The 21,325-nt window shown below is 49.6% G+C and carries 17 protein-coding genes; 10 read left to right on the top strand and 7 right to left on the bottom strand.

From position 1 onward, the window contains the following. The first annotated feature begins 33 nt into the window (after positions 1-33). The 4 genes from ACYU8Y_RS02940 to ACYU8Y_RS02955 all read left to right on the top strand — a co-directional run bounded on the left by ACYU8Y_RS02940 (position 34) and on the right by ACYU8Y_RS02955 (position 6,462). Complete coding sequence (locus ACYU8Y_RS02940) at positions 34-3,681, top strand: ABC transporter permease/M1 family aminopeptidase (protein WP_460934033.1); 3,648 nt, start codon at positions 34-36, stop codon at positions 3,679-3,681. A 113-nt stretch (positions 3,682-3,794) separates the two neighbouring features. Continuing rightward, on the top strand, positions 3,795-4,895 hold the full coding sequence (locus ACYU8Y_RS02945) for an AAA family ATPase (RefSeq protein ID WP_460934035.1): 1,101 nt from the start codon (positions 3,795-3,797) through the stop codon (positions 4,893-4,895). A 3-nt stretch (positions 4,896-4,898) separates the two neighbouring features. Beyond that, complete coding sequence (locus ACYU8Y_RS02950; protein ID WP_460934037.1) at positions 4,899-5,561, top strand: DUF3226 domain-containing protein; 663 nt, start codon at positions 4,899-4,901, stop codon at positions 5,559-5,561. A gap of 4 nt (positions 5,562-5,565) precedes the next feature. After that, on the top strand, positions 5,566-6,462 hold the full coding sequence (locus ACYU8Y_RS02955) for a LysR family transcriptional regulator (protein WP_460934039.1): 897 nt from the start codon (positions 5,566-5,568) through the stop codon (positions 6,460-6,462). Between the two features lie 30 nt (positions 6,463-6,492). Here ACYU8Y_RS02955 and ACYU8Y_RS02960 read toward each other — a convergent pair whose 3' ends face one another. Further along, complete coding sequence (locus ACYU8Y_RS02960; protein WP_460934041.1) at positions 6,493-8,271, bottom strand: DUF6044 family protein; 1,779 nt, start codon at positions 8,269-8,271, stop codon at positions 6,493-6,495. A 106-nt stretch (positions 8,272-8,377) separates the two neighbouring features. On the opposite strand from ACYU8Y_RS02960, the gene ACYU8Y_RS02965 reads away from it, so the two are divergent. Beyond that, a complete protein-coding gene (locus ACYU8Y_RS02965) occupies positions 8,378-9,934 on the top strand; it encodes a M28 family peptidase (protein ID WP_460934043.1) in 1,557 nt (518 codons plus the stop codon). A 127-nt stretch (positions 9,935-10,061) separates the two neighbouring features. Next, a complete protein-coding gene (locus tag ACYU8Y_RS02970) occupies positions 10,062-10,295 on the top strand; it encodes a DUF4834 domain-containing protein (RefSeq protein WP_460934045.1) in 234 nt (77 codons plus the stop codon). 110 nt (positions 10,296-10,405) lie between these two features. Here ACYU8Y_RS02970 and ACYU8Y_RS02975 read toward each other — a convergent pair whose 3' ends face one another. Beyond that, positions 10,406-11,968, bottom strand: a complete 1,563-nt coding sequence (locus tag ACYU8Y_RS02975; RefSeq protein ID WP_460934047.1) for an autotransporter outer membrane beta-barrel domain-containing protein — start codon at positions 11,966-11,968, stop codon at positions 10,406-10,408. 383 nt (positions 11,969-12,351) lie between these two features. Between ACYU8Y_RS02975 and ACYU8Y_RS02980 the strand changes: the two genes are divergently transcribed. Further along, complete coding sequence (locus tag ACYU8Y_RS02980) at positions 12,352-12,942, top strand: hypothetical protein (protein WP_460934049.1); 591 nt, start codon at positions 12,352-12,354, stop codon at positions 12,940-12,942. Between the two features lie 59 nt (positions 12,943-13,001). Then, on the top strand, positions 13,002-14,384 hold the full coding sequence (locus tag ACYU8Y_RS02985; protein WP_460934051.1) for a mercuric reductase: 1,383 nt from the start codon (positions 13,002-13,004) through the stop codon (positions 14,382-14,384). Positions 14,385-14,463: 79 nt separating this feature from the next. Here ACYU8Y_RS02985 and ACYU8Y_RS02990 read toward each other — a convergent pair whose 3' ends face one another. From ACYU8Y_RS02990 to ACYU8Y_RS03005, 4 genes are all read right to left on the bottom strand, one after another. Next, positions 14,464-15,051, bottom strand: a complete 588-nt coding sequence (locus ACYU8Y_RS02990; protein WP_460934053.1) for a Crp/Fnr family transcriptional regulator — start codon at positions 15,049-15,051, stop codon at positions 14,464-14,466. 296 nt (positions 15,052-15,347) lie between these two features. After that, positions 15,348-16,256, bottom strand: a complete 909-nt coding sequence (locus ACYU8Y_RS02995; protein WP_460934055.1) for a helix-turn-helix domain-containing protein — start codon at positions 16,254-16,256, stop codon at positions 15,348-15,350. Positions 16,257-16,260: 4 nt separating this feature from the next. Beyond that, positions 16,261-16,605: a hypothetical protein gene (locus ACYU8Y_RS03000; protein ID WP_460934057.1), complete on the bottom strand. Its 345-nt coding sequence runs from the start codon at positions 16,603-16,605 to the stop codon at positions 16,261-16,263. Between the two features lie 69 nt (positions 16,606-16,674). Next, positions 16,675-17,466 (bottom strand): SDR family oxidoreductase, encoded by a 792-nt coding sequence (locus tag ACYU8Y_RS03005; protein WP_460934059.1) that lies wholly within the window; start codon positions 17,464-17,466, stop codon positions 16,675-16,677. A gap of 312 nt (positions 17,467-17,778) precedes the next feature. Here ACYU8Y_RS03005 and ACYU8Y_RS03010 point away from each other — a divergent pair, with 312 nt between their 5' ends. Together ACYU8Y_RS03010 and ACYU8Y_RS03015 are read left to right on the top strand one after the other, a co-directional pair. Further along, positions 17,779-18,531 (top strand): acetylxylan esterase, encoded by a 753-nt coding sequence (locus tag ACYU8Y_RS03010; protein ID WP_460934061.1) that lies wholly within the window; start codon positions 17,779-17,781, stop codon positions 18,529-18,531. A gap of 50 nt (positions 18,532-18,581) precedes the next feature. Next, on the top strand, positions 18,582-20,015 hold the full coding sequence (locus tag ACYU8Y_RS03015) for a family 43 glycosylhydrolase (RefSeq protein WP_460934063.1): 1,434 nt from the start codon (positions 18,582-18,584) through the stop codon (positions 20,013-20,015). Between the two features lie 104 nt (positions 20,016-20,119). On the opposite strand, the gene ACYU8Y_RS03020 is transcribed toward ACYU8Y_RS03015, so the two are convergent. Next, on the bottom strand, positions 20,120-20,797 hold the full coding sequence (locus ACYU8Y_RS03020; protein WP_460934065.1) for a hypothetical protein: 678 nt from the start codon (positions 20,795-20,797) through the stop codon (positions 20,120-20,122). Positions 20,798-21,325 lie beyond the last annotated feature (528 nt).

Genomic DNA, 21,325 nt, shown 5'->3' on the forward strand with positions numbered 1-21,325 from the left:
TACTCGCTCCTCACTCCTAATACTAACATAGCCATGTTCCTCGAAATCTTTACATTTGAGTTAGCGTATCGGCTAAAAAGGCCCGCCACGTATCTTTACGCGCTCATTCTATTTCTCTTCACGTTTCTCTTTGTTATTTACGGAAACGGCCCCGCATCGGAAAAAACGAATATCAACTCCCCATTCGCCATCAGCCAATTTGTGATCGTGCTGACCATTTTTGGTATGCTGATCGCGTCGGCTGTGATGGGCGTACCTGTTTATCGGGACATAGAGCACAACACTAAAAATTACTTTTTCACTTTCCCCATTACCGAACGGGGGTATATTCTGGGCCGGTACCTGGGCTCGTTCGTCGTGCTGTTGGGCATTATGGCCGTTGGTATGCTGGGTATCGCTATTGGCTCGCTGTTAGGGCCTGTGTTCAATCTGGCCGACAACACCGAGCGCTTTGGCCCCATTCGGTTCCGCGACTATGCCTACCCGTTCGTGCTGTTCGTTGTACCAAACACGTTTCTGGTGGGCAGCATTTTCTTTAGTCTGGTGGCTTTCTCGCGCCAGGTTTTCGCGACTTACGCGGGTAGTATTCTGCTGTTCATTGCCTACCTGCTTGGCTCTACGCTATCGCAGGATCTGGAAAACAAGCGGCTCGTCAATTTGCTCGACCCTTTCGGGTCCTATGCTTACGACGCGGCTACCAAATACTGGTCGCCGGTGGAGCAAAATACACTACTGGCTCCCCTGGAGGGCGATTTGCTCACGAACCGGCTGATCTGGTTTGGGGTAGCATTACTGGTATTTGTGCTGACGCTGACTCGATTTAGTTTCTCGCGTTTTCTGGCGGTTAAACTGGGCAAGCGGGGGAAAGACGATGTGGTGGGTCAGGGAGTGCCATCCCTGGCGAGTTTGCCTGTTCCATCGCCTGTTTTTCAGACGAGCACCTATGTTCGGCAGATGTTCCGGCAGGCCCGGATTGAGTTTGCAAATATCATCCGGGATCCTTACTTCATTGCCATTCTGCTCGGAGCCGTACTGTTTTTGTTTCTGGATGGCTGGTTCGGGGTAGAGACTTATGGCACGCCGTCATTGCCGACTACGTATGCCATGCTCGAAGCCCGCAACGGCACGTTTTTCTTTTTCGTGCTCATCGTGCTGATCTTCTACACGGGCGAGGTCGTTCACCGCGACAAGGTTGTCCATTACGATACGATTGCCGATGCGCTGCCCGTGCCCGACTGGATGAACTACGGGGCCAAACTGCTGTCGATGATTTACATCTGTTTGTTGCTTTGTGCCCTCATTCTGGTATCGGGTGTGCTGAACCAGACGGTAAAGGGTTATTTCAACTACGAGTTTCCGCTCTACTTCCGCGACCTGCTGGGTATCGCCTTCACGCAGTATTTTCAGTTGGTGATGCTGGCCTTCTTTGTGCACACGATGGTCAATCAGAAGTTTGTGGGGCACATCGTCACGCTGGCGGTTTACATCGTTATCTGGGCGGTGCCGCAATTCGCTGATTTCAACTACAAGCTGGCGATTCCGTTTTCGGGCGGGGGCGTTCAGATTTCCGATATGAACGGTTTCGGACATTATCTGGCCGGACTGGCTTCGTTCCGGCTTTACTGGTATGCCTTCGGTGGTCTGTTGCTGGTGCTGGCCCTGTGGTTCTGGAATCGGGGTGCCGACACGGGTTTCAAAGCCCGCTGGCAACTGGCCCGCCAGCGAATGGGTAAGGGGTCTGTGGCGTTGTTTACATTATTTCTGCTGGCTTTCGTGAGCATGGGTGCCTGGATTTATACGAATGTGAGTGTAAAAAACCGGTACTATTCCATCGACGAACAGCGTGAACGACAGGCTACGTTCGAAAAAACGTACCACAAATATGTCCATGTGCTACAACCCAAAATTACCAGCGCGAAGGTAAACGTTGATGTGTATCCAGAGGAGTTTAAGGCTCTTGCTTCGGGGGCGTTCGTGATGGTTAACAAGGGCGATCAGCCCATTGACTCCTTGTACCTGACCATCCCCGTCGACAACTTTCACCGTAAACTGAACAAGCTGCTGGTCGATGGGAAAGCCCTGGATCTTGTCCTGAACGACACTGATCTTGGCTATTACATTTACCGTCTGCCTAAACGGATGAACCCCGGCGACTCGGCTCGGCTGGATATGGATGTGATGGGGCAATACGTTGGTTTCTCCAACAGTGGCGACAGCCGGGATGTGGTGGCCAACGGCACGTTTTTCAACGTTAGTATCTTTCCCGGTTTTGGATATAGTGAGGATAATGAGCTGACCAGCGACAAATACCGCAAAAAATACGGACTGCCGATAAAGGAGTGGACGGTTCCGGCGCAGAACGACCCGCGCGGTTTGCGGGATTTCCTCTTCACCGACGATGCCGATTGGGTCACGTTCGAAGGAACAATTTCGACCAGCCCCGACCAAACGGCGATCATGCCCGGCGAACTGCTGAAAACCTGGACGAAGGTGGGTGCCGATGGGAAGCCCCGTAAATACTTTCAGTATAAACTGCCTGGTTTCTCCGACTATTTTTTTAGCATGTGTTCCGCAAAATATGACGTTAAACGTGATAAATGGACGGGTGCCGATGGGCAAACGGTGGCGCTGGAAGTATATCACCATCCGGGCCATGACAAAAACATCGACCGGTTTATCGCTAGTATGAAAGCGTCACTCTCGTATTACGCCAAAAATTTTGCGCCTTATCCGTACCCGGTCTTGCGCGTGCTGGAGTTTCCGCGCTATGCCTCCTTTGCCCAGTCGTTTCCGACAACGGTTCCGTATTCGGAGGAGTTTGGCTGGGTCGGTGACTTCCACGATCCCAACAAAACAGACTATGCGTACTACGTGACAGCCCACGAGGTGGCGCACCAGTGGTGGGGCCATCAGATTATGCCCAGCCGGACGCGTGGGGCCAACCAGATCTCGGAAACGATGGCTGAATACTCGGCGTTGATGGTGCTCAAGCAGCGCTACGGTGCCAACGCGATGCCCAAGTTCCTGAAATACAGCCTGGACAGATATTTGCGCGGTCGGGCCAACGAGGATAAGTTCGAGGCCAATATGCTCGATAATGATACCCGTTCCTATGTCTGGTATCAGAAAGGGTCCATGCTGATGTACGCCCTTCAGGATTACATTGGCGAAGACCGGGTCAACAAAGCCATGAACGATTACATGAAAGCAGCCCGGTTCCGCCAGAAGGCACCCTTCACGACCTCACTGGAATGGTACGATTTCCTGAAATCCGCCACCCCCGATTCATTAAAGCCCTGGCTAACGGATAACTTCGAGAAGCTGACGCTCTATGATAACCGCATCACCAAGGCTGAAGCCAAAGCCCTAGGCAGCGGCCAGTATCGGGTTACGATGCACGTTCGCACGGTGACGGAATACTACGACAAAGCGGGCAAGGAAATCAGTAAGGGCAAGGGACCCGTTATTGCCGATATCGCGGTGCTGACCGACGATGGCAAAAACAAAGACGGTCTGACTACTAAAGTGCCCCTCCTGATTCAGAAACGTAGCCTGCTCCCCGGCGAACATGTCATCGAGGTAACGGTGAAAGGCAAGCCTTTAAAAGCGGGTATCGACCCCTATAATAAGCTGATCGACCGGGTTTCGGACGATAACCTCGTGAAGGTCGATATGCTTTAAGTATTAAATTTCCTGACTACGTTGAACGGCCCGCTAGACAAAATAGGATAGCGGGCCGTTTGGGTATTAATCCGATTAGCGCGTATTTTGACTAAGATACTGTACAAGAAGCTATGTTACGTTCGCTCGATATCCGCAATTACCGAAATCTCCGTCACCTGACCATCGAAAAACTGGGCCGGGTAAATCTATTGGTGGGTAAGAATAATACAGGAAAGACCTCGGTGCTGGAAGCGGTGGCTATTTATGCTTCTACACGTGATGAAATATCGACTATAAAACTATTGCTACAGCGTAGAGGTGAGTTCTATACAGATTCAAGATCTTATTTGGAGAATAATCTCAATTCATTAAGCGCTTTATATAGTGACTACAGTCCTAAATATTTTGAATCAGACCTTGGCTCAGGCATTCATATAGGCGGACTAGATGAGGAAGCTTATATGCGTTCGTTATATATAGATTTCCGTAAAGCATACCTAACATTAAAAACTGATGATTCTGGTCGAGAAACTAATGAATATGTTGTAGCGGAGACAGAAAATGATATCGAGCAACGTGAGTTTAGATATGAAATCAAGTTCTCGAAAGGGTTACGTCAAACAACCTATTCTTTAGACAATCAAATTGTTTTTTTGAGTAATAGATCAAATAATGCGCCTGCTCAGTTCCAGTATGTCGATTCAAAAAATCAAACACAACAGTCTATCCCACTTTTATATAGTAAGATAGCTTTGTCGGATAAAGAGGACGTCATTATTAATGCACTGAAGATAGTTGAGCCTGATACGGAACGCTTTAGCCTTATCAGGGACGATCAGCCTATTATTAGGCTCAAGAATGGAGAAATAAGAAAGCTTTCAAGTATGGGCGATGGCGTAAGCCGAGTATTTACGATAATCTTATCTATGGTAAGCAGTGAAGGTACTTATCTCCTTATCGATGAATTTGAAAATGGGCTCCATTATTCCGTTCAGGAAAAACTTTGGGAGATAATTTTTTACCTGGCCGAACGGCTCAATATTCAGGTATTTGCTACAACGCATAGTAATGATACGATTAAGGCATTTGGCGAAGTTGCTAATCGTAACCCTGCTTATAGTGATGCTCAATTGATTCAACTCAGAAATGTAAACGATGAAATTTCGGCGGTTCTGTTCAGTACACAAGATGTTGAGGTTGCTACCGAAACTGATTACCTTGACTTACGCTGATTTATGTTTGAAAAATTACTGTTAGTTGAGGGGGATTTCGATAAATATTTTATCAGCGAATTGTTGAGACAAATACCAAATGAGGTTGGCAAAGTCGCTATCGAACCATATAGAAAGAAGAACGAAGCAAGCCTGAAAGCAGATGAGCAGGGCATATACGCTTTATTAAGAAGTTTACCAGTTACTATCAGAGCAACAACACCCACCAGCACGCTTGGCCTCGTCATTGATGCCGACATGAGTGCAGCCGGACGTTGGCAGCGTGTACAACAGCTTTTAATAAATGCTGGCTACGAAAATATTCCTGAGTCACTTCCTGATGGCCTGATTATTCCAAGCGATGGTGTATTGCCTCGTTTTGGTCTTTGGATAATGCCTGATAACCAAGAGAGTGGTGTCATTGAAAGCTTTATCCGCCAGTTAATTCACCAGGAGGATAAACTACAGCCCGAGGTCGATGCCACTATCGATGCATTGCATGCAAAAGGCTTGCAGCTTTTTACAGATGTTCATCGGCCCAAAGCTTTTATTCGTACCTGGCTGGCTTGGCAGGAAAAACCCGAAATGTCTTTTGGTGTAGCTGTCTCTAAACGCGTTTTAACGACAGATGCCGATCTCTGCCTTCGCTTCGTAGGCTGGCTTAACCTGTTATTCAATACCCACTAGTGCTATGCTCGACTTTCGCCTGAATGTCTTTTACACCGTTGCCAAACGGCTCAGTTTTACCAAAGCCGCTGCTGAACTGTATGTGACGCAGCCCGCCGTGACAAAGCACATTCAGGAACTTGAACACCAGTTCGGTACGGCACTTTTCGATCGGCGGGGTAACCAGATTAGTCTGACTGCCGCCGGGAATGTATTGCTCGGTCATGCCGAAACCATTATGGGGGTTTACCGCCAGTTGGAGTTCGACATGAACGCGCTTAAGGGCGAGTCGGGTGGAACACTGCGCGTGGGCGCTAGTACCACGGTGGCACAATACGTGATTCCGCCGGTACTGGCCCGTTTTCGTGAGCAGTCGGCCGATGTCGCTATCTCGCTGGTGTCGAGTAATACCGAGCAGGTTGAGCAGCAATTACTCAATAGTGACATTGATCTGGGCCTGGTTGAAGGCCGGACGCACCACAGCGATATTCGGTATACATCCTTTGTAAAAGACGAACTCGTGCTCATTTGCCGGGCCGATCATCCGCTGGCCGACCGGGACGAGATTACGCTGGCGGAACTTCGAACGGTACCTATCGTACTCCGCGAACGGGGGTCCGGCTCACTCGAAGTCATCGAACACGCGCTTCGTGGTGTGGGCCTGAAATTGACGGATTTAACCATCGACATGCACCTGGGTAGCACCGAAAGCATCAAGTCCTATCTTGGTAGTTCGCGTTGTATGGCATTTGTTTCCGTTTTTGCCGTGCAGCATGAACTGCAGGCGGGTAGCCTCAAAATTCTTGACGTAGAGGGACTATCGATTCAGCGCGATTTTTATTCCATTCAGTTGCAGGGTGTTAGCGAGGGGCTGGCCGATACCTTCATGCGGTTTGCCCGACAACATTACCGGCGGGGGTAGAGGATAGGAGAATTCACTCTTGAACAACATCTACAACCCTGTTGACCCAATCTTCCGGTCGTTCACCTTATAGAGCCAGACTTTCCAATAGCTTTCTGTATTCGTAAAGATGCTTTCCAGATGGAGTCGGTTTTGAGCAGCGTTGCCAATCGGTACCGCCGATATGATGTATTGGCCACCCAGTGAGGTCAACGCGTCGGTGTCCAATTGCAGGTGATTTAGCGCCGGGTGCTGCGTTTTGCCAAACAGGTAATTCATGCCCAGTTCGGCTGTGTAGAGGTAGACCCGGCAGGCATAGGCATCGTAATATACGCGCATCTGCCGAGTGCCCTTGGCCAGTTCTTTCGCGATAATTTTCCGGAATGCATGCTTATAAGGAAGGGGATAGTTGTTCTGGTAGCTATCCAGCGTGTAGAATCCGTTGAATTGCGCCACCGACGGGTGCATGCCGAGGCAAATGACCCGGTAGTCGGATTGCGGCTTACCAATGTGGTTGCGAATCTGGGCAAACTGCTTTTCGGCGAAAAATGCCCGAAAGGATGGATGCTGGGCTTCGGATACATAGCCTGTCATCTTGCCCACATTGATACGCCACTCTTTGTTGGCAATAACCATGAGCACAAACTGCCCTGCCAGAAAGAGGGGTATCCAGCGATTGTTAGCCCGAAACTGCCGCAAAGCCAGGGCGAAGAGGAAAAACCAGAGCGTCGGCAGGAGAAAGTAAAACCGGTCGAATTGAAATACGCGGAACTTGATGCCTAAGGTGCTATCACCCAACCAGACGACCCAATAGTGATAGAGCCCGTGAATTAGGCAAATAACACCCGCCAGAAGTGGTAAGCCGATGAGCCAGTTCATGGCCTTCGTATCGTGTTTACGGTAAGCCCGCCACGCGCCCAGTCCGGCGACCGCCAAAATACCTGGTGTAAAGAAAGCGCCCGTGTTAAACATAGGCCAGACATATAAATCGGCACTTCGGCGGAGGCTGTCGGCGAGTCGCATGGAGCGCAACTGACTATAGTCGAACTCGACCCGTTGCGAAATATAGGTCTGGTTGATGAACCCGTAAATCAATTCCCACTCGCTGCCGATGTACAGTGCCGAAAGCAAAAACAAACCGACAACATAGCCCCAGTTGATTTGCCGCGCCGGGATCATCGCGGCCAACCCAAGAATGCCCAATGCTGTGCAAATGAATAGGCCCGCCCAAACGAAAAAAGAATAGAACGGGAAGAGTACGATAATAAGCCAGTCGCTCGGATGATCCTGTTTTTTCAACAGATTCAGAAAAGCAAACAGCAGCAGTGGTTGTCCCGTAACCGAAGCGCCGTGAACGATGTAACAAGGTACGAGCGCGAACAAAAAGGCGATGGCTACGCGTACGAGCGCCCAATGCGTTTCGGGCAAAACGTGCTTTTTCAGCAGCAGATACATGCCCAGAAACCCAATGCCATGAGTCACCGTGAAGTTGACGACCTGGGCGGAGTAGGGGGGGAGCAGGTAAAAAGAGAGCACTTCGAAATTGAGTCCCGTTCGAAACGCCGAACGCGGAATTCCGCTGAACGAGGTAGCTGCGTCGGGGCTGCTACTCATCATGTTTGGAATGATGGTATTCAGGTCGAAGTTGAACGCTGTATTGGTGATCTTAAGCAGATACAGGTAGAGAAAGTCACTATCCAGGTTATCGTGGATCGTCAGGTGAGCACCTTCGCCGAGCCAGACATATGGAAAAACGTAGAGCGCCAGTAAGCCAATGGCAATGAGAAGATACGTTTTTTCGGTCGTTGAGGTCGCGAAACGAGCTGGCATAGGGTCATAAAAAAGAGCAGCGAAAATACAGAAATTCGCTGACATCCCCGGAAGTGCAGGAAGCCGTTCAGGAATTTCGTACTTTTATACGGTCAACTCAATCACCATGCGCTCATCGATCATCATTCCTCTTTTGGCGGGCCTGTTCGTCGTTACCAGTTCAATACAGGCACAGAATCGCCCCTCGAAAAGCACGTCTCCTAAGAGTAAGCTAACCAGCCCAGCGTCTCAATTACCTGAATTTAGCCTGTCGCGTGCCGAGGTCGAAGCCCACATTCGGTTTCTGGCGTCCGACGAGCTACAGGGCCGTAAAGTGGGCGAACCGGGCAACTGGATTGCGGCTCGCTACATCGCTGAACAGTTCCGGCAGCTGGGTCTAAAACCTGCCGGTACGGTTGCCGGTAAGCCTGATTACCTGCAGCCCATCGATCTAGAGCGCGTTAAGGCGGCCAGCTCGGCCACGATGCTGGTTGGAAAAGATACCCTGCACCTGGGCAAAGAGCTGGTTATGATGGCTGGTGGTCCGACCAATCTTTCGGGCGAGGTTGTCTATGTAGGGTACGGCCTGACGGATGGCGAAGATGGCTACAAAGGGCGCGATGTGAAAGGGCGAATTCTGGTTGCGCAGGGCGGGTCACCCGATGCCAAAAGCCCCCGTGAGATATTTAGCGCATCGGCCGCGAAACGTAAACTGGCCGGCGAAAAAGGGGCGGCTGCCCTCATTGAGCTATACAGCGAATCGATTCCCTGGGGGTTTGTCAACCAGTATTTCAACCGTGAGCAACTGTCTATCCCCGTAACCGCCGAGACGAGCACGCCCATCGCCCATCTTTGGGTCAATAACGCCAACAACAAGTACAAACAGCTTAAGGAGGCCGGGCAAACAATTACGCTTCAAACCTCGGGCCGGCAACGTATGTCAGCTTTTTCGGCCAATGTAGCGGGTATTATTGAAGGTAAGGATCCCAAACTTAAAGAAGAGTATGTTGTGCTATCGGCCCACTTCGACCATATTGGCGTCGGCAAAGCGAGTGGAACACCGTACTCGGCTGGTGATAGTATTTTCAACGGGGCAAGGGATAATGCCATGGGAACGGTGGCTATTCTGGAAGCTGCCAAAACGCTGTCGCTGCAACGCCCCAGGCGGTCGGTGCTGGTGCTGGCCCTGACGGGTGAAGAAGCCGGTACCCTCGGAAGTCGCTTTTACGCTGAACACCCGTTAGTGCCGCTTAAGCAGACCATCTTCGATTTTAATACCGACGGTGCTGGCTATAACGACACCACCATCGTATCCGTCATCGGCCTGGAACGGACGGGCGCAAAAACCGAGATCGAAACAGCGGCCAAAGCGTTCGGTTTGGGCGTATTCGCCGAACCCGCTCCTGAACAGGGTTTGTTCGACCGGTCAGACAATGTACATTTTGCCGCTAAAGGAATACCCGCTCCTACGTTTTCGGCGGGCTTCAAAGCCTTCGACGAAGCCATTGGCAAGTATTATCACCAGGCTATCGACAACCCCGAAAGTCTGGATTTCGGTTACACCCTGCGCTATTGCCAGGCCTATGCCTATGCTGCCCGTTTGATCGCCAATCGCGCCACGCGCCCACAATGGTCGGCAGGAGATAAGTACGAAGCCGCTAGCAAAGCGTTGTACGGACAGTAGGCTCATCGACCGTTATGCTTTTGGAATGAGGCAACCGGTGCTGTTTATCCGTGTCAAACGCCGATTATCACATCGGAAAACTAAACAAGTCAACCCAACGTTTATTCAGTATTAACGAGACTCTGACATGCTGTTCAAATATCTGTTCATCATCACGATGGTTATTCTTTTCGTACCGCCGGTACGTCGATTTGTGTTTTACCTGCTGGTAGGCCGTCAACTGGTGAAAGAGCAAAAAAGACAGGGTGATGTGCGTGGAGGTCGTCGGGAAGGCGAAATTCGGGTTGACAATATCCAGAAAAAAGACGGTAGCTATCCCTACAGGGGGGGCGAATACGTCGATTACGAAGAAGTCAAGTAGCGCCCTTGAGGCATGGCGAATAAAAAAGCGGAGTAGTCACTCCGCTTTTTTATTCGCCCGATAGTTCGACGTAGCGAAGCCGCTTCGATAGGCAGAGGCTTCAGAACAGGCTACGGCTTTTTTACCAGTTGTTGCATCTGCTTCTTTAAGGCGTCAATCTCACTTTGCTGCTTTTGTTCCGTTAAGTGCAGTTTCTGCTCCAGCTGAATACTATACAGTGTTAGCTCTTCCACCTTTTCCAGCAGCATCGCATTCATCTTCGCCAGATCAACTCCCTGGTTGACCACTTCATTCGCCGAAGGAACGCCTGGCAGATGACCATGCTGGCTTATGTAACGGGCCACCGATTCCAATGGCCGGAGCTGATAGGTGGGCGAAAACACCCGATCACTCCATTCCGATGCGCTGTTGATCCGCAACTGATACCGGGCTTTCACCACATCGCCCTGTTCGTTGACGGTCAGAAATTGATCGGTGCCCTGGCTGGTCTTACTTTGACTAGTCAGCCTGGATAGGCGCAAACCGCTGTTATCGGCCTCATCGGCAACGATCTCTAATTTTTGTGTCGGCTTTGACGTACCAATGCCAACGTTAACACCATTACCCAGAATCAACGAATTGCTAGCCGCTACCCGCGTATTAGCGCCGATGGCCGTAGCATTGTGTAAGCCATCTTCGGTTTGGCTGTTGTAACCCATCAGCACATTGTCACTGCCGTTGGTGATAGCAGTACCGGAAGAAGGGCCGATAATGATGTTGTTGTTGCCAGTGGTTAGGTTCAAACCCGCCTGATACCCTAAAAATGTGTTACTGCTGCCGGTGAGGGAACCTCCTGTCTGATAGCCAATAAGCGTATTTCGGGAACCTTGCTGATTGGTCGCTCCAGCTGCCCAGCCTACGAGCGTGTTAGCCGCTCCAGTCGTATTGCCAAACCCGGCCGAATAGCCCAAAAAACTATTCGTCGACCCAGTTGTGGTATTGTAGCCAGCATAGAAGCCCAGAAAGCTGTTGCCTGAACCGGTCGTGTTCGCATAACCCGCGTAGCCTCCCAGAAAACTATTATTGCCTCCACCAGTATTGTAAAACCCGGCTTTAGAGCCGACAAAAACATTATAGGAGGATGTATTTGAAAAACCAGCCGAATCACCAACCATGACCGTATTGGAGCCAACTGTATTCGAGAACGAAGCAGACGCCCCTATGGCCACATTCGAGTATCCAGCCGTAGTGGACCAGCCCGACTGACTCCCAACGAATGTATTGGATGAACCACTGATTTTGTTGCCAGCTTCGTTCCCAACGGCTGTATTTCTGGAGCCTCGTTGATTGAGTTGCCCAGCCGCCGTACCAACAAAGCAGTTAAAGCTACCGAAGACATTATACATGCCCGCCCTGTTGCCAATAAAGCTATTACTATTGCCGACCGTATTGGCATATCCGGCGAAATAGCCAATAAAGCTATTGCCGCTAGCGGTCGTTGAACTCACCCCCGCATTGTAGCCATAAAAGCTGTTAAACTGCCCATCGGTCAGGTTACTACCTGCCAGTGGGCCAACCACCGTATTATATCGGCCGGGGGAGACTGTATTCGCCGAATTGATAATGTAATTTGTTTGAGCCAGAAGTCCCATTGGGCTCAGAATCAGGACCAGACATACCAGTAGCGCCTTCATGAAGTCAAAAGAATAGCCGTAACTGAAGCATAAATCAACGACTGGCAGCCGTACATGTAAGAACCATACGGATGTGCTGACAGATCAACGAAAGTAAGCAGGCGCTGATAAGCCCGCAATCGGATAAATATATGATAAGCCTCGTTTTAGATAACGCTGATTAACGCCCTGTAGACAGGCAATTGATTCGATACTAATTGGTTAAAGCCCGACATGGTTATTGGTAAGTTTTAGTCGGGTATCAGGAGAACAGAAGGGCGAGGATCTTATTTTTGGTCGGCATGAAACGAAAAAATGCACTGATTTTTTCTCTATTTTACCTTAAGTGAAAAACGAGCCGACGACTGACAGTGACCTTTGATGCAACAAAAAAACATCAGGTCATGAAATCAATAAAACAAACCAACGGCTCTGTTTCAACAGAAGCGGTTGAAACCGCCAGTTCACTACGCAAGCTTTATTTTACCCGCGCAGCATTCTCCATTGTATGGGTCGTCCTGGTCGCTACCTTAGCCAAAACCAGCGTAACCATTGCCACGATCCTGTTTATCATTTACCCGGCCTGGGACGCTTTGGCAACAATCTTCGACATCCGGGCCAATCCGCCAGCCGCCAATAAAACACCGCAGTACGTCAATATTGCAATCAGTATGATCACAACGGTAGCCGTTATCATCGCTCTTCAAAGAGGCATTCCAGAAGCCTTGATCGTGTTTGGAGGCTGGGCATTGCTGACTGGTCTGATTCAACTCATTCTGGGCCTGCGTCGCCGGAAACAACTGGGTGCCCAATGGCCAATGATCATTAGTGGTGGCCAGTCAATGCTGGCGGGCGTATCGTTTGTCATCATGGCCCACGCCCCCAATCAGGGTATCACGACCCTGGCCGGTTATGCTGCATTCGGTGCTTTCTACTTTCTGCTAACCGCCTTCCGATTAAGCAAGACTATCAAAGCCGCGTCGGTTATCGCTTGAACGATCACGATCTAATGCATAAAGAGACCCTTAAAAATCACCTCCTACAACTACCTACTATGAAGCATTATGACGCCATCGTGATCGGTTCAGGACAGGCCGGATCACCGTTAAGTAAACAGCTGGCCAAAGCCGGTCAGAAAACGTTGCTCATTGAGAAACGATTTATTGGCGGCACCTGTGTCAATGACGGCTGTACGCCCACGAAAGCGATGATTGGCTCGGCGAAGGCGGCTTATCTGGCCCGACATGCCGACAAACTGGGGATTCATATCGACCGCTACCGTATCGATATGAAGCAGATTAAGCATCGTAAAGACGAACTGGTGTTGAGCTGGCGCAACGGAGGCCGCGCGGCCCTAGAGAATACCGAAAACCTTGATCTTATCTTCGGTGAAGCCACGTTTAGTGGACCTAAAACACTGACGGTAAACCTAAGCGAGGGTGGCCAGGTGGCTGTAACGGCAGATCTGATCTTCATTAATACCGGTACGACACCGGTCATTCCGGCTATCAACGGATTGCGGGAGGTAGGCTACTTTACGTCGACCACCTTACTGGATGTGGAGGAAGTACCGGAACATTTACTCATACTTGGTGGCAATTACGTGGGACTGGAGTTTGCCCAGATGTTCCACCGATTCGGCAGTAAGGTATCGGTGGTAGAGCGTGGACCCAGGATCATCGCCCGTGAGGACGAGGATATTTCTGACGAGTTGCGGCAGATCTTGGTAGGGGAAGGCCTGGACATTTACACGAATGCCCAGGTCGTTCAATTGGAGCGGCAGGACAAAGGCATTCGGGCCACAGTCGTAGTCAACGGCATTCAACAAGAAATAAGTTGCTCACACATCCTGGTGGCCACGGGCCGGAAGCCGGTAACGGAAACGCTGGCCCCGCAACTTGCGGGTATCAAGCTGAATGAAAACGGTTTTATTCAGGTCAATGAGAAGCTGGAAACGACCGCTAAAGGCATTTATGCCCTGGGAGATGTAAACGGTGGACCCGCCTTTACGCATATTGCTTATAATGACTATACTATCGTCTACCGCAACCTGTTTCAGGGTGCTGATGACAAGACGACCGGGCGGCCAGTACCGTACTGCCTTTTTACGGATCCGCAACTGGGTCGCATTGGCTTAACCGAACAGCAGGCCCGGCAGCAGGGATACACCATTAAAGTCGCCAGGCTGCCAATGAACCAGGTGGCGCGGGCGGTAGAGACCGGCCAAACCCTGGGCGTGATGAAAGCGGTAGTCGATGCCGATACCCGACAAATCCTGGGCGCAGCGATACTAGGAGAAGAAGGTGGCGAGATAATGACCGTGATTCAAATGGCGATGATGGGCGGCATAACGTATGACCGTCTTCAATACTGCGTTTTTGCGCACCCGACCTATTCCGAATCGCTGAATAACTTGTTCATGAAGCTGGAAAATTAAGGAGGCCAACGATTTCCTTTCCCTATGGATTGCGATGTACTGTGTTAGTAAGCAAGTGGCATTCTGTAGGGAAAAAAATTTAACGGTTTATCCGTTTGCGGATACGGCTCAGCGAGGGGTTGGTAATTCCCAGAAAGGACGAAATATGATAGGCCGGGATACGGTTGATGATGTTGGGGTGTTCCTCCAATAAGTGGATGAAGCGCTGCTCATGACTGAAAAATAATAACTCTTCGGTGCGGGTTTGCGAATAGGTAAAGAACAACTCCGCTAACAAACGTCCGAAAATGGCCCAGTTGGGATGCGTTTGATAAAGACCGTTGAGATCCCGGTGAGCGATATAAACGATCTCCGAATCTTCCAGGGCCTGAATAAAATAATGACAGGCTTTACGGGTGATAAAACTGCGGAAAGAAACCAGGAATTGATTTTCGGAGAAGAAGAAGAGGTTTTTTTCTTCACTGGTCTGAGGGTCTACATAATAGATCCTGAAAATACCCTTAACAACCAGCCCGAGATCATTACAAACGACGTTTTGCATGTTGAAAAAATCACCTTTGTTGATCTTGCGGGGTTTCCAGAGACTACTGGCGTCCGCAATATCCCTGTCATTTAAGGCCGCAAAATTTCTTAAGTGCGTAGTAAGGGTTTCGTGATGTTGACTCATCGGTATGTTTTTTAGGTCCTAGCATTTGAACAGGATCAGCTACTTACCGGTCAAGATAATCCTGATTCTTCACACTTACGCCGGTTTGTAATGGTCTGACAACGCAAACTTCACTACAAAAAAACGAGACTAGTTTAACTTAAGTTAAAATTAGTCCTTGCCTGAAGGCTCAATTTTAGGTTCCTATTTTTTATTTATGATTTTGCAAACGGGCTAGTGTGCCCCCGACTTTGCCGTACGTGATACCCTGGGCTGGCTAACGTATACGCGAAAAAGACCATTCCCTGACGATCTGATTAGTTGAATGACCGTCTGAATTCCAAAGGTGACAGGTCCGTCTTCGATTTGAAAAGTTTACTAAATGATTGTGAATGCTCGAAGCCTAATGCATAGGCGATTTCACTGACGGACAATTCGGTGGTAGACAGTTTTTCCTTTGCCTTGTCGATCAATTTTTCGTGAATAAACTGCTGAGTGGTTTGTCCGGTGAGCTGTTTCAGTAAGCTGCTCAAGTATTTGGTGGACATATGGAGCGTATCGGCAATGTAGTGGACGGTGGGTAGACCTTTTGCCAACAGATCTTCATCTGTAAAGTAACGGGTTAGAACTTCGTCCAACCGGTTTAGTAGCTGGCTATTGGTGATTTTCCGGGTAATGAACTGGCGTTCATAAAAGCGTTGCGCATACGTAAATAATACCTCCAGATGGGCGATTATTACATCCTGGCTAAATTTATCCAGGTTAGCCTGATACTCTTGCCTGATCGTATCAAGAATACCGTTGATGATGGTTTCTTCCTTGTCGGAAAGAAACAAGGCTTCGTTTGCCGAGTACCCGAAGTAATCGTACTGCTTAATTTTCCTGGCCAGTGACGTATTCCATAAAAAATCGGGATGGATGAACAGCATCCAGCCTTCCAGTTGGTGAGGAACACCGTTGGGATCGCCACGCAAGAGTTGCCCTGGCGAGATAAATGCCATCAGACCTTCGTCGAAATCGTATTTCTGCTGCCCGTAAACGAGTTTGTCGCAGCCCCGTTTGAGCGACACCACATAAAAATCAGACATGACGGCCGTTATATTGGGGTCATTTTTTAGGCCTTTCAGGTCAATAATGCCAATGAGCGGATGGTGTGGTTTCGGCAAATTCATCAACCGGTGTATTTCCGCTATTGATTTGATTCGGAACGGTTTTTTGTTATCCATGGGATTAGTGCTTGAATGGATAGGTTAACCAAATTAAGAGTAACGGCAAGGCAAGAAAAGGAATTTCTAGTAGTGCCGTACTGATGGCGCCGGCTCTTAATGATAAAGCCATAATCAGGACAATGGTAATCGCATTGAGTAAGTTGCCGATAAAAAATGTCTGCGGAAACAAAATCATCAACCCGATGATGATTGAAAACACCCCGAAGAACGGTTTTACGGTCTCCGTGATGCCTAAGTCGGCCATCATTTTTGTCTGTTCAGCATTACCGGGCTGAAAGGCATCCCAACCGTGCTTGAGGCTCAGGAAGGATGAAATTAAAACGAGTAGGATACTAACGATTTTCATTTTTTCTTTTGTTTATCCTGTACGTAAGTGAATGATTTTTCATTGGCTTATCCAGCCAGAAAATAGCTGCTAGTCGTAGTGCTCTCGCTTCCCATACATAAAGGAGGCTCCCATCTTGCCGGATTGCGAAAGAACAAACCCAGGGGCCACTCGGCTCAAGATCCGCATTAATTTGGCAAGGCCTGGATATATTTCATGCTGATCATGTTGCATCCCTCTAATGGCCGCATCGACGATTTTTCCAGGAGCCATCAAGGCGTTGGCAGTAAACCCATCTTCCTGTTGAAATTTGTCGTTCAGGGGCGTGGAAGAACCTGGGGCCACCAACTCAAATACGTTGATGCCGGTATATTTAAGTTGTACTCTCAAAGCCTGGGTATACGCACGAAGCCCTGACTTACTGGCGCTATAAATCGGCGAAATCGGGAAAGTCATGAGCGCAATTCCCGAAGTTACGTTGAGAATGGCCGCATTGGTTTTCGTTTTAAGGTGAGGCAAGAACTGTTGCACCATACGAATAGGACCCATCAGGTTGATTTCCACTTCGCGCGTAATGTCAGTAAGTTCGTGTTGATGATGAAGGCTGATCTTGCGCATCTCACCGGCATTGTTGATGAGGATATTGAGGTCGGGGAATTCCTTCGTAACGGTTTCGTATACGTTGGTGATGTCGTCGGCGTTGCTCACGTCGCTTTGCAGGGTATGTACCCCCGGAAGGTTTCGTTTTGCCTCCGCCAATTTTTGGGCGTTTCGTCCTGTGATAATGACGGTGTTGCCCAGGGCCATCAATTTGGCGGCAAATTCAACGCCGAAACCTCCCGTTCCGCCTGTGATCAAGATGGTGTTGTGTCGTAAATTCATGGTTTGCATTTTTTGTTAATGCAAAAGTCGGATGTCCTCCAAAAACGGATGTAGTCAAAAGTCGCCAAGTTGTAGTTGAAAGGAAATAGGGCTTCGAGCTCCAGACAGAAATCAGGGCTGAAGCGAATCAGCTGGTCAAGCAGGCCGCTGGTAAATTAACGAATTTTAGGATGTACTCGCTGCGTGTCAACGTCGTCCATTAAAGCAGGAGCGTATCGCCCGCAAACTCGCTTTTGAAAGCGTGAAGTTTCAGTAAAAAATAGCCCATTCTGCTTTAATGAGAAACAGTACTTAGTACGAAGGGAATAGGCTATGAACAGAAAATACAATTACGTATTGCCGTTTATCTCGTTTATCGTTTTATCAGGGTTACAACTAAGTGGCATTACCGCTTTTGCCCAGGGCCCAGGCCAAAGACTACCCCTGCCGCCCATACCCATAAAAGGCGATACGACACATACCCTTTTCAGACACTTCACGACGGCCTCTTCGGCCAAAAAAGCGCCAGATGCCAAGGGGTTTATTCAACGCTGGCTGGTACTGGAACCGGTGAAGAAAGATATTGTCAGGAATAATATTTTCACGGACAACTACCTCAGAACAACCTTTTCGACCGATAATTTTTCCCGCGATTACACCACCATTCCCCGACATGGCCAAACCGTAAACGTAGGCAGCCAGGAACTGAAATGGTATGCGTTAGACAGCAAGGCGTTCAACGTTAATTTATACCATTTTACCTACGCCCTCAACAAGCCAAAATACGGCATACTTGTCTGGCTGGTCACGGTCATCGATTGCCCCGAAGAAATCCAGAACGTCAGGCTGGCGGCCGGGTGTAATTCCGGCAGCATGTGGTGGTTGAATGGTCAGGAAGCCTTGCTGCTTTCCGGCGACCGGGATATGATTGCCGATAATGGGACCTCGGGTCGTTTAACGCTTAAAAAGGGAAAGAACATCGTCCGCGGGGCCGTCATAAACGGACCGGGTATGGCTAATTTTTGTGTTCGTTTTCTAGATGAAAAAGGCTCGCCCGTAAAAAATCTCAGTATTCATTACGAGTAATAGATAGTCGTCTGTTTACGCTACTTAAAACAAGCTCTTACGTGAAAAGAATGAACGTATCCCGCCTGACAACCTTATTCGCTTTATTGATAACCCAGACTCTGCTAGCCCAGGTCGGAAGGCCATTTATCCATGATCCCTCGACCATTGCTGAATGTGACGGCAAGTATTATACGTTCGGTACAGGCGGTGGCGGATTGATTTCCAACGATGGCTGGACCTGGCACGGTGGCGGGGTGAGACCGGGTGGTGGAGCCGCTCCTGATGTTATCAAGCTGGGCAATCGGTATCTGGTCATCTATGGCGCAACCGGTGGTTCGCCCAACCACAAAGGCGCGATTCTGACCATGTGGAACAAAACATTGGACCCTAAGTCACCTGATTTTAAGTATTCGGAGCCGGTTGTCGTGGCTACCTCGGATGGCTACGAAGAGAATGACGCCATCGATCCCGGTGTTATGCTCGATCCGACTACCGGACGCCTTTGGTTAACCTACGGCACCTATTTTGGCTTCACTCGCCTGATCGAATTAGATCCCAAAACCGGCGGTCTCAAGGCAGGCAATAAACCCGTGGATGTCGCCATCGTCTGTGAAGCCAGCACGTTGGTCTACCGCGACGGTTGGTACTACCTGCTGGCCACGCATGGCAGTTGTTGCGATGGGGCCAACTCAACCTACAATGTGGTGGTGGGCCGATCCAAAAAAATAACCGGTCCTTACCTCGACAATGTAGGCAGAAGTATGCTGGAAGGAGGTGGAAAACTGGTGGTGGCTACCCGCGGAGGACTAATAGGTCCCGGACATTTTGGCCACATCATACTGGAAAAAGGCGTTGAAAAAATGTCTCTCCATTACGAAGCCGATTTAGAGCAGGGTGGCCGAAGCGTATTGGGCATCCTGCCGGTGGTTTGGAACGATGGATGGCCAGTTGCCGGCCAGAAGTTTAAGGAAGGCACGTATGAAATTGAATCCGTACGACGAGGCTACGCGTTAGAACTGGCCGTTGATTTCACCAGAATGACCGTTGGGCCACGGGGATTTGGCCAGCCCAACAATGACCCCATAAAGCCCGTTCCGGCTCAGCAACTGGCTGATGTCATGAAAGCCTGGCCAACCGGTACGATTAATGTAAGAATAGGCGACTACATGTCCCGGCCTCATCAGCAATGGACGATTACCGATGCGCCTGATAGCACCGGCTATTTAGGGGGTCCCTATTATAAGATTGTATTGGCCGGAACCGATCGCGCCTTAGCGGCCACTGCTGATGCCGAAGTGATAACCGTACCGGCTTTTACCGGCGCACCCGAACAAGTATGGCGCATCGATCAATTAACCGATGGCTCCTACCGGATAATGCCCAAGAGTGTGCCCAATTCAGGAAAGAAGGAAGCGCTGGTATCTTCCGGAGACAGCACACCGACCCTGGCAGAATTTGATTTTAGCAGTGATAATTCTAAATGGAATTTTAGGGCTCACTAAACCTATTGACTACGCCGTTGCAACTGGGAGGATTGACTACGACGCGGTGACTGTATCGGGTGAACTACGGGCGTCGGACGGAATTCTGAACCATAGCGGGAGGACTAGCGGGTTGAAAACACCCTGAGATTAGCGAAGTCACCTCCCGAGCTGTCGCCGACCCAAAGCCCAACGCGACCGTTCGTGGTTTGGGCCAGTCGGTTGACGACCAGTATGGGCGTCGTGCTTTGCTCCACGAAGACCCGCACGATGGGCGATTGAATCTCTACCCGCACATGAAACCAGTCATTGGGGTTGAGTGGGGGGCTAAGGGCGGCTTCGAACTGATTTGGAAACTCGTTACGCAGCTTTTTCCAGGTATACGTAGGATGAGCGATGTACTGAACGGCATGAGCCCGTCGAATGGAATCGGTGCTCTGAAAGTTGAAGGGTCGGAAATAGATGGCTTCGTAGGTTTTGTCATTCTGGCCACAAAAAGCGATACCCACGAAGCTTTGCTGGAAGACGTCTTTCCCGCGAACATCGACTTCAAGCACTCCATTGGCCAGGAGAACGTCGGGTATCCAGACGATACCTTCGTTGGCTCTTGCGTCGATCCGGATGCCGGTATGCCCTTGTTCCCTCAGCGCACTCATCGTGCGATTGACGGCGGCTTCCGGATGGCTAGCCAACGTTAGCAGGTCCGGGGAAAGAGGAGTGGATACTTGTGCCAAACTGAAGCCATTGAGAAGCAGGCTAAGCGGCAGGTAAAGTAAGATCGATGCATAATATCTTTGTATCATCAGGCAGGCTATAAATAAAGGTGAACTACTCGGACGAGTTTCTAGCCGTAAACCTATCCATCAACGATTCGGATGCCTAATCAATCGTGTTCACGTTGCATTCAAGTTTTGCCAAACCGGTAAGTAGTTCATTGACAGAGGCATGGTCGGAAAAAAGACTCAGGACAATTTGGCTCACTGTCGCGACCAGATTAAATAGATCAGCAGTCTGGGAAGTGGGGAGGGGTGGACGACGGCTGATGTTGAGCGATTAAGTGAACGTATACAGGACAAGACCGGAGCCTACCTGAGCGTAACATTGGGATAGAGTTCGCTACGATTCCTCGCCTACGACCACCAATCTCAACGTACTGGTGCAGGGTACACCTTATAGTTCTTCTCTATCTTTTCTATAACTGCACCCGCCCATGACAAAGGCGCAAACAGGAGTCATCAACGCCATTTTGACTTTTGCAGCAGTCACGCCACTTATACAACATTGGTCTCCTCCTGGATGGTTGTTAAAAAAGCCTAAATAGCAGTAACGCC

This window comes from Spirosoma humi, from assembly GCF_054776575.1.

What these genes read in the sequence shown, in the direction of transcription:
- ACYU8Y_RS02940 (WP_460934033.1), top strand. Translation starts at nt 34, where the DNA reads ATGTTCCTCGAAATCTTTACATTTGAGTTAGCGTATCGGCTAAAAAGG.
- ACYU8Y_RS02945 (WP_460934035.1), top strand. Translation starts at nt 3,795, where the DNA reads ATGTTACGTTCGCTCGATATCCGCAATTACCGAAATCTCCGTCACCTG.
- ACYU8Y_RS02950 (WP_460934037.1), top strand. Translation starts at nt 4,899, where the DNA reads ATGTTTGAAAAATTACTGTTAGTTGAGGGGGATTTCGATAAATATTTT.
- ACYU8Y_RS02955 (WP_460934039.1), top strand. Translation starts at nt 5,566, where the DNA reads ATGCTCGACTTTCGCCTGAATGTCTTTTACACCGTTGCCAAACGGCTC.
- ACYU8Y_RS02960 (WP_460934041.1), bottom strand. Translation starts at nt 8,271, where the DNA reads ATGCCAGCTCGTTTCGCGACCTCAACGACCGAAAAAACGTATCTTCTC.
- ACYU8Y_RS02965 (WP_460934043.1), top strand. Translation starts at nt 8,378, where the DNA reads ATGCGCTCATCGATCATCATTCCTCTTTTGGCGGGCCTGTTCGTCGTT.
- ACYU8Y_RS02970 (WP_460934045.1), top strand. Translation starts at nt 10,062, where the DNA reads ATGCTGTTCAAATATCTGTTCATCATCACGATGGTTATTCTTTTCGTA.
- ACYU8Y_RS02975 (WP_460934047.1), bottom strand. Translation starts at nt 11,968, where the DNA reads ATGAAGGCGCTACTGGTATGTCTGGTCCTGATTCTGAGCCCAATGGGA.
- ACYU8Y_RS02980 (WP_460934049.1), top strand. Translation starts at nt 12,352, where the DNA reads ATGAAATCAATAAAACAAACCAACGGCTCTGTTTCAACAGAAGCGGTT.
- ACYU8Y_RS02985 (WP_460934051.1), top strand. Translation starts at nt 13,002, where the DNA reads ATGAAGCATTATGACGCCATCGTGATCGGTTCAGGACAGGCCGGATCA.
- ACYU8Y_RS02990 (WP_460934053.1), bottom strand. Translation starts at nt 15,051, where the DNA reads ATGAGTCAACATCACGAAACCCTTACTACGCACTTAAGAAATTTTGCG.
- ACYU8Y_RS02995 (WP_460934055.1), bottom strand. Translation starts at nt 16,256, where the DNA reads ATGGATAACAAAAAACCGTTCCGAATCAAATCAATAGCGGAAATACAC.
- ACYU8Y_RS03000 (WP_460934057.1), bottom strand. Translation starts at nt 16,605, where the DNA reads ATGAAAATCGTTAGTATCCTACTCGTTTTAATTTCATCCTTCCTGAGC.
- ACYU8Y_RS03005 (WP_460934059.1), bottom strand. Translation starts at nt 17,466, where the DNA reads ATGAATTTACGACACAACACCATCTTGATCACAGGCGGAACGGGAGGT.
- ACYU8Y_RS03010 (WP_460934061.1), top strand. Translation starts at nt 17,779, where the DNA reads ATGAACAGAAAATACAATTACGTATTGCCGTTTATCTCGTTTATCGTT.
- ACYU8Y_RS03015 (WP_460934063.1), top strand. Translation starts at nt 18,582, where the DNA reads ATGAACGTATCCCGCCTGACAACCTTATTCGCTTTATTGATAACCCAG.
- ACYU8Y_RS03020 (WP_460934065.1), bottom strand. Translation starts at nt 20,797, where the DNA reads ATGATACAAAGATATTATGCATCGATCTTACTTTACCTGCCGCTTAGC.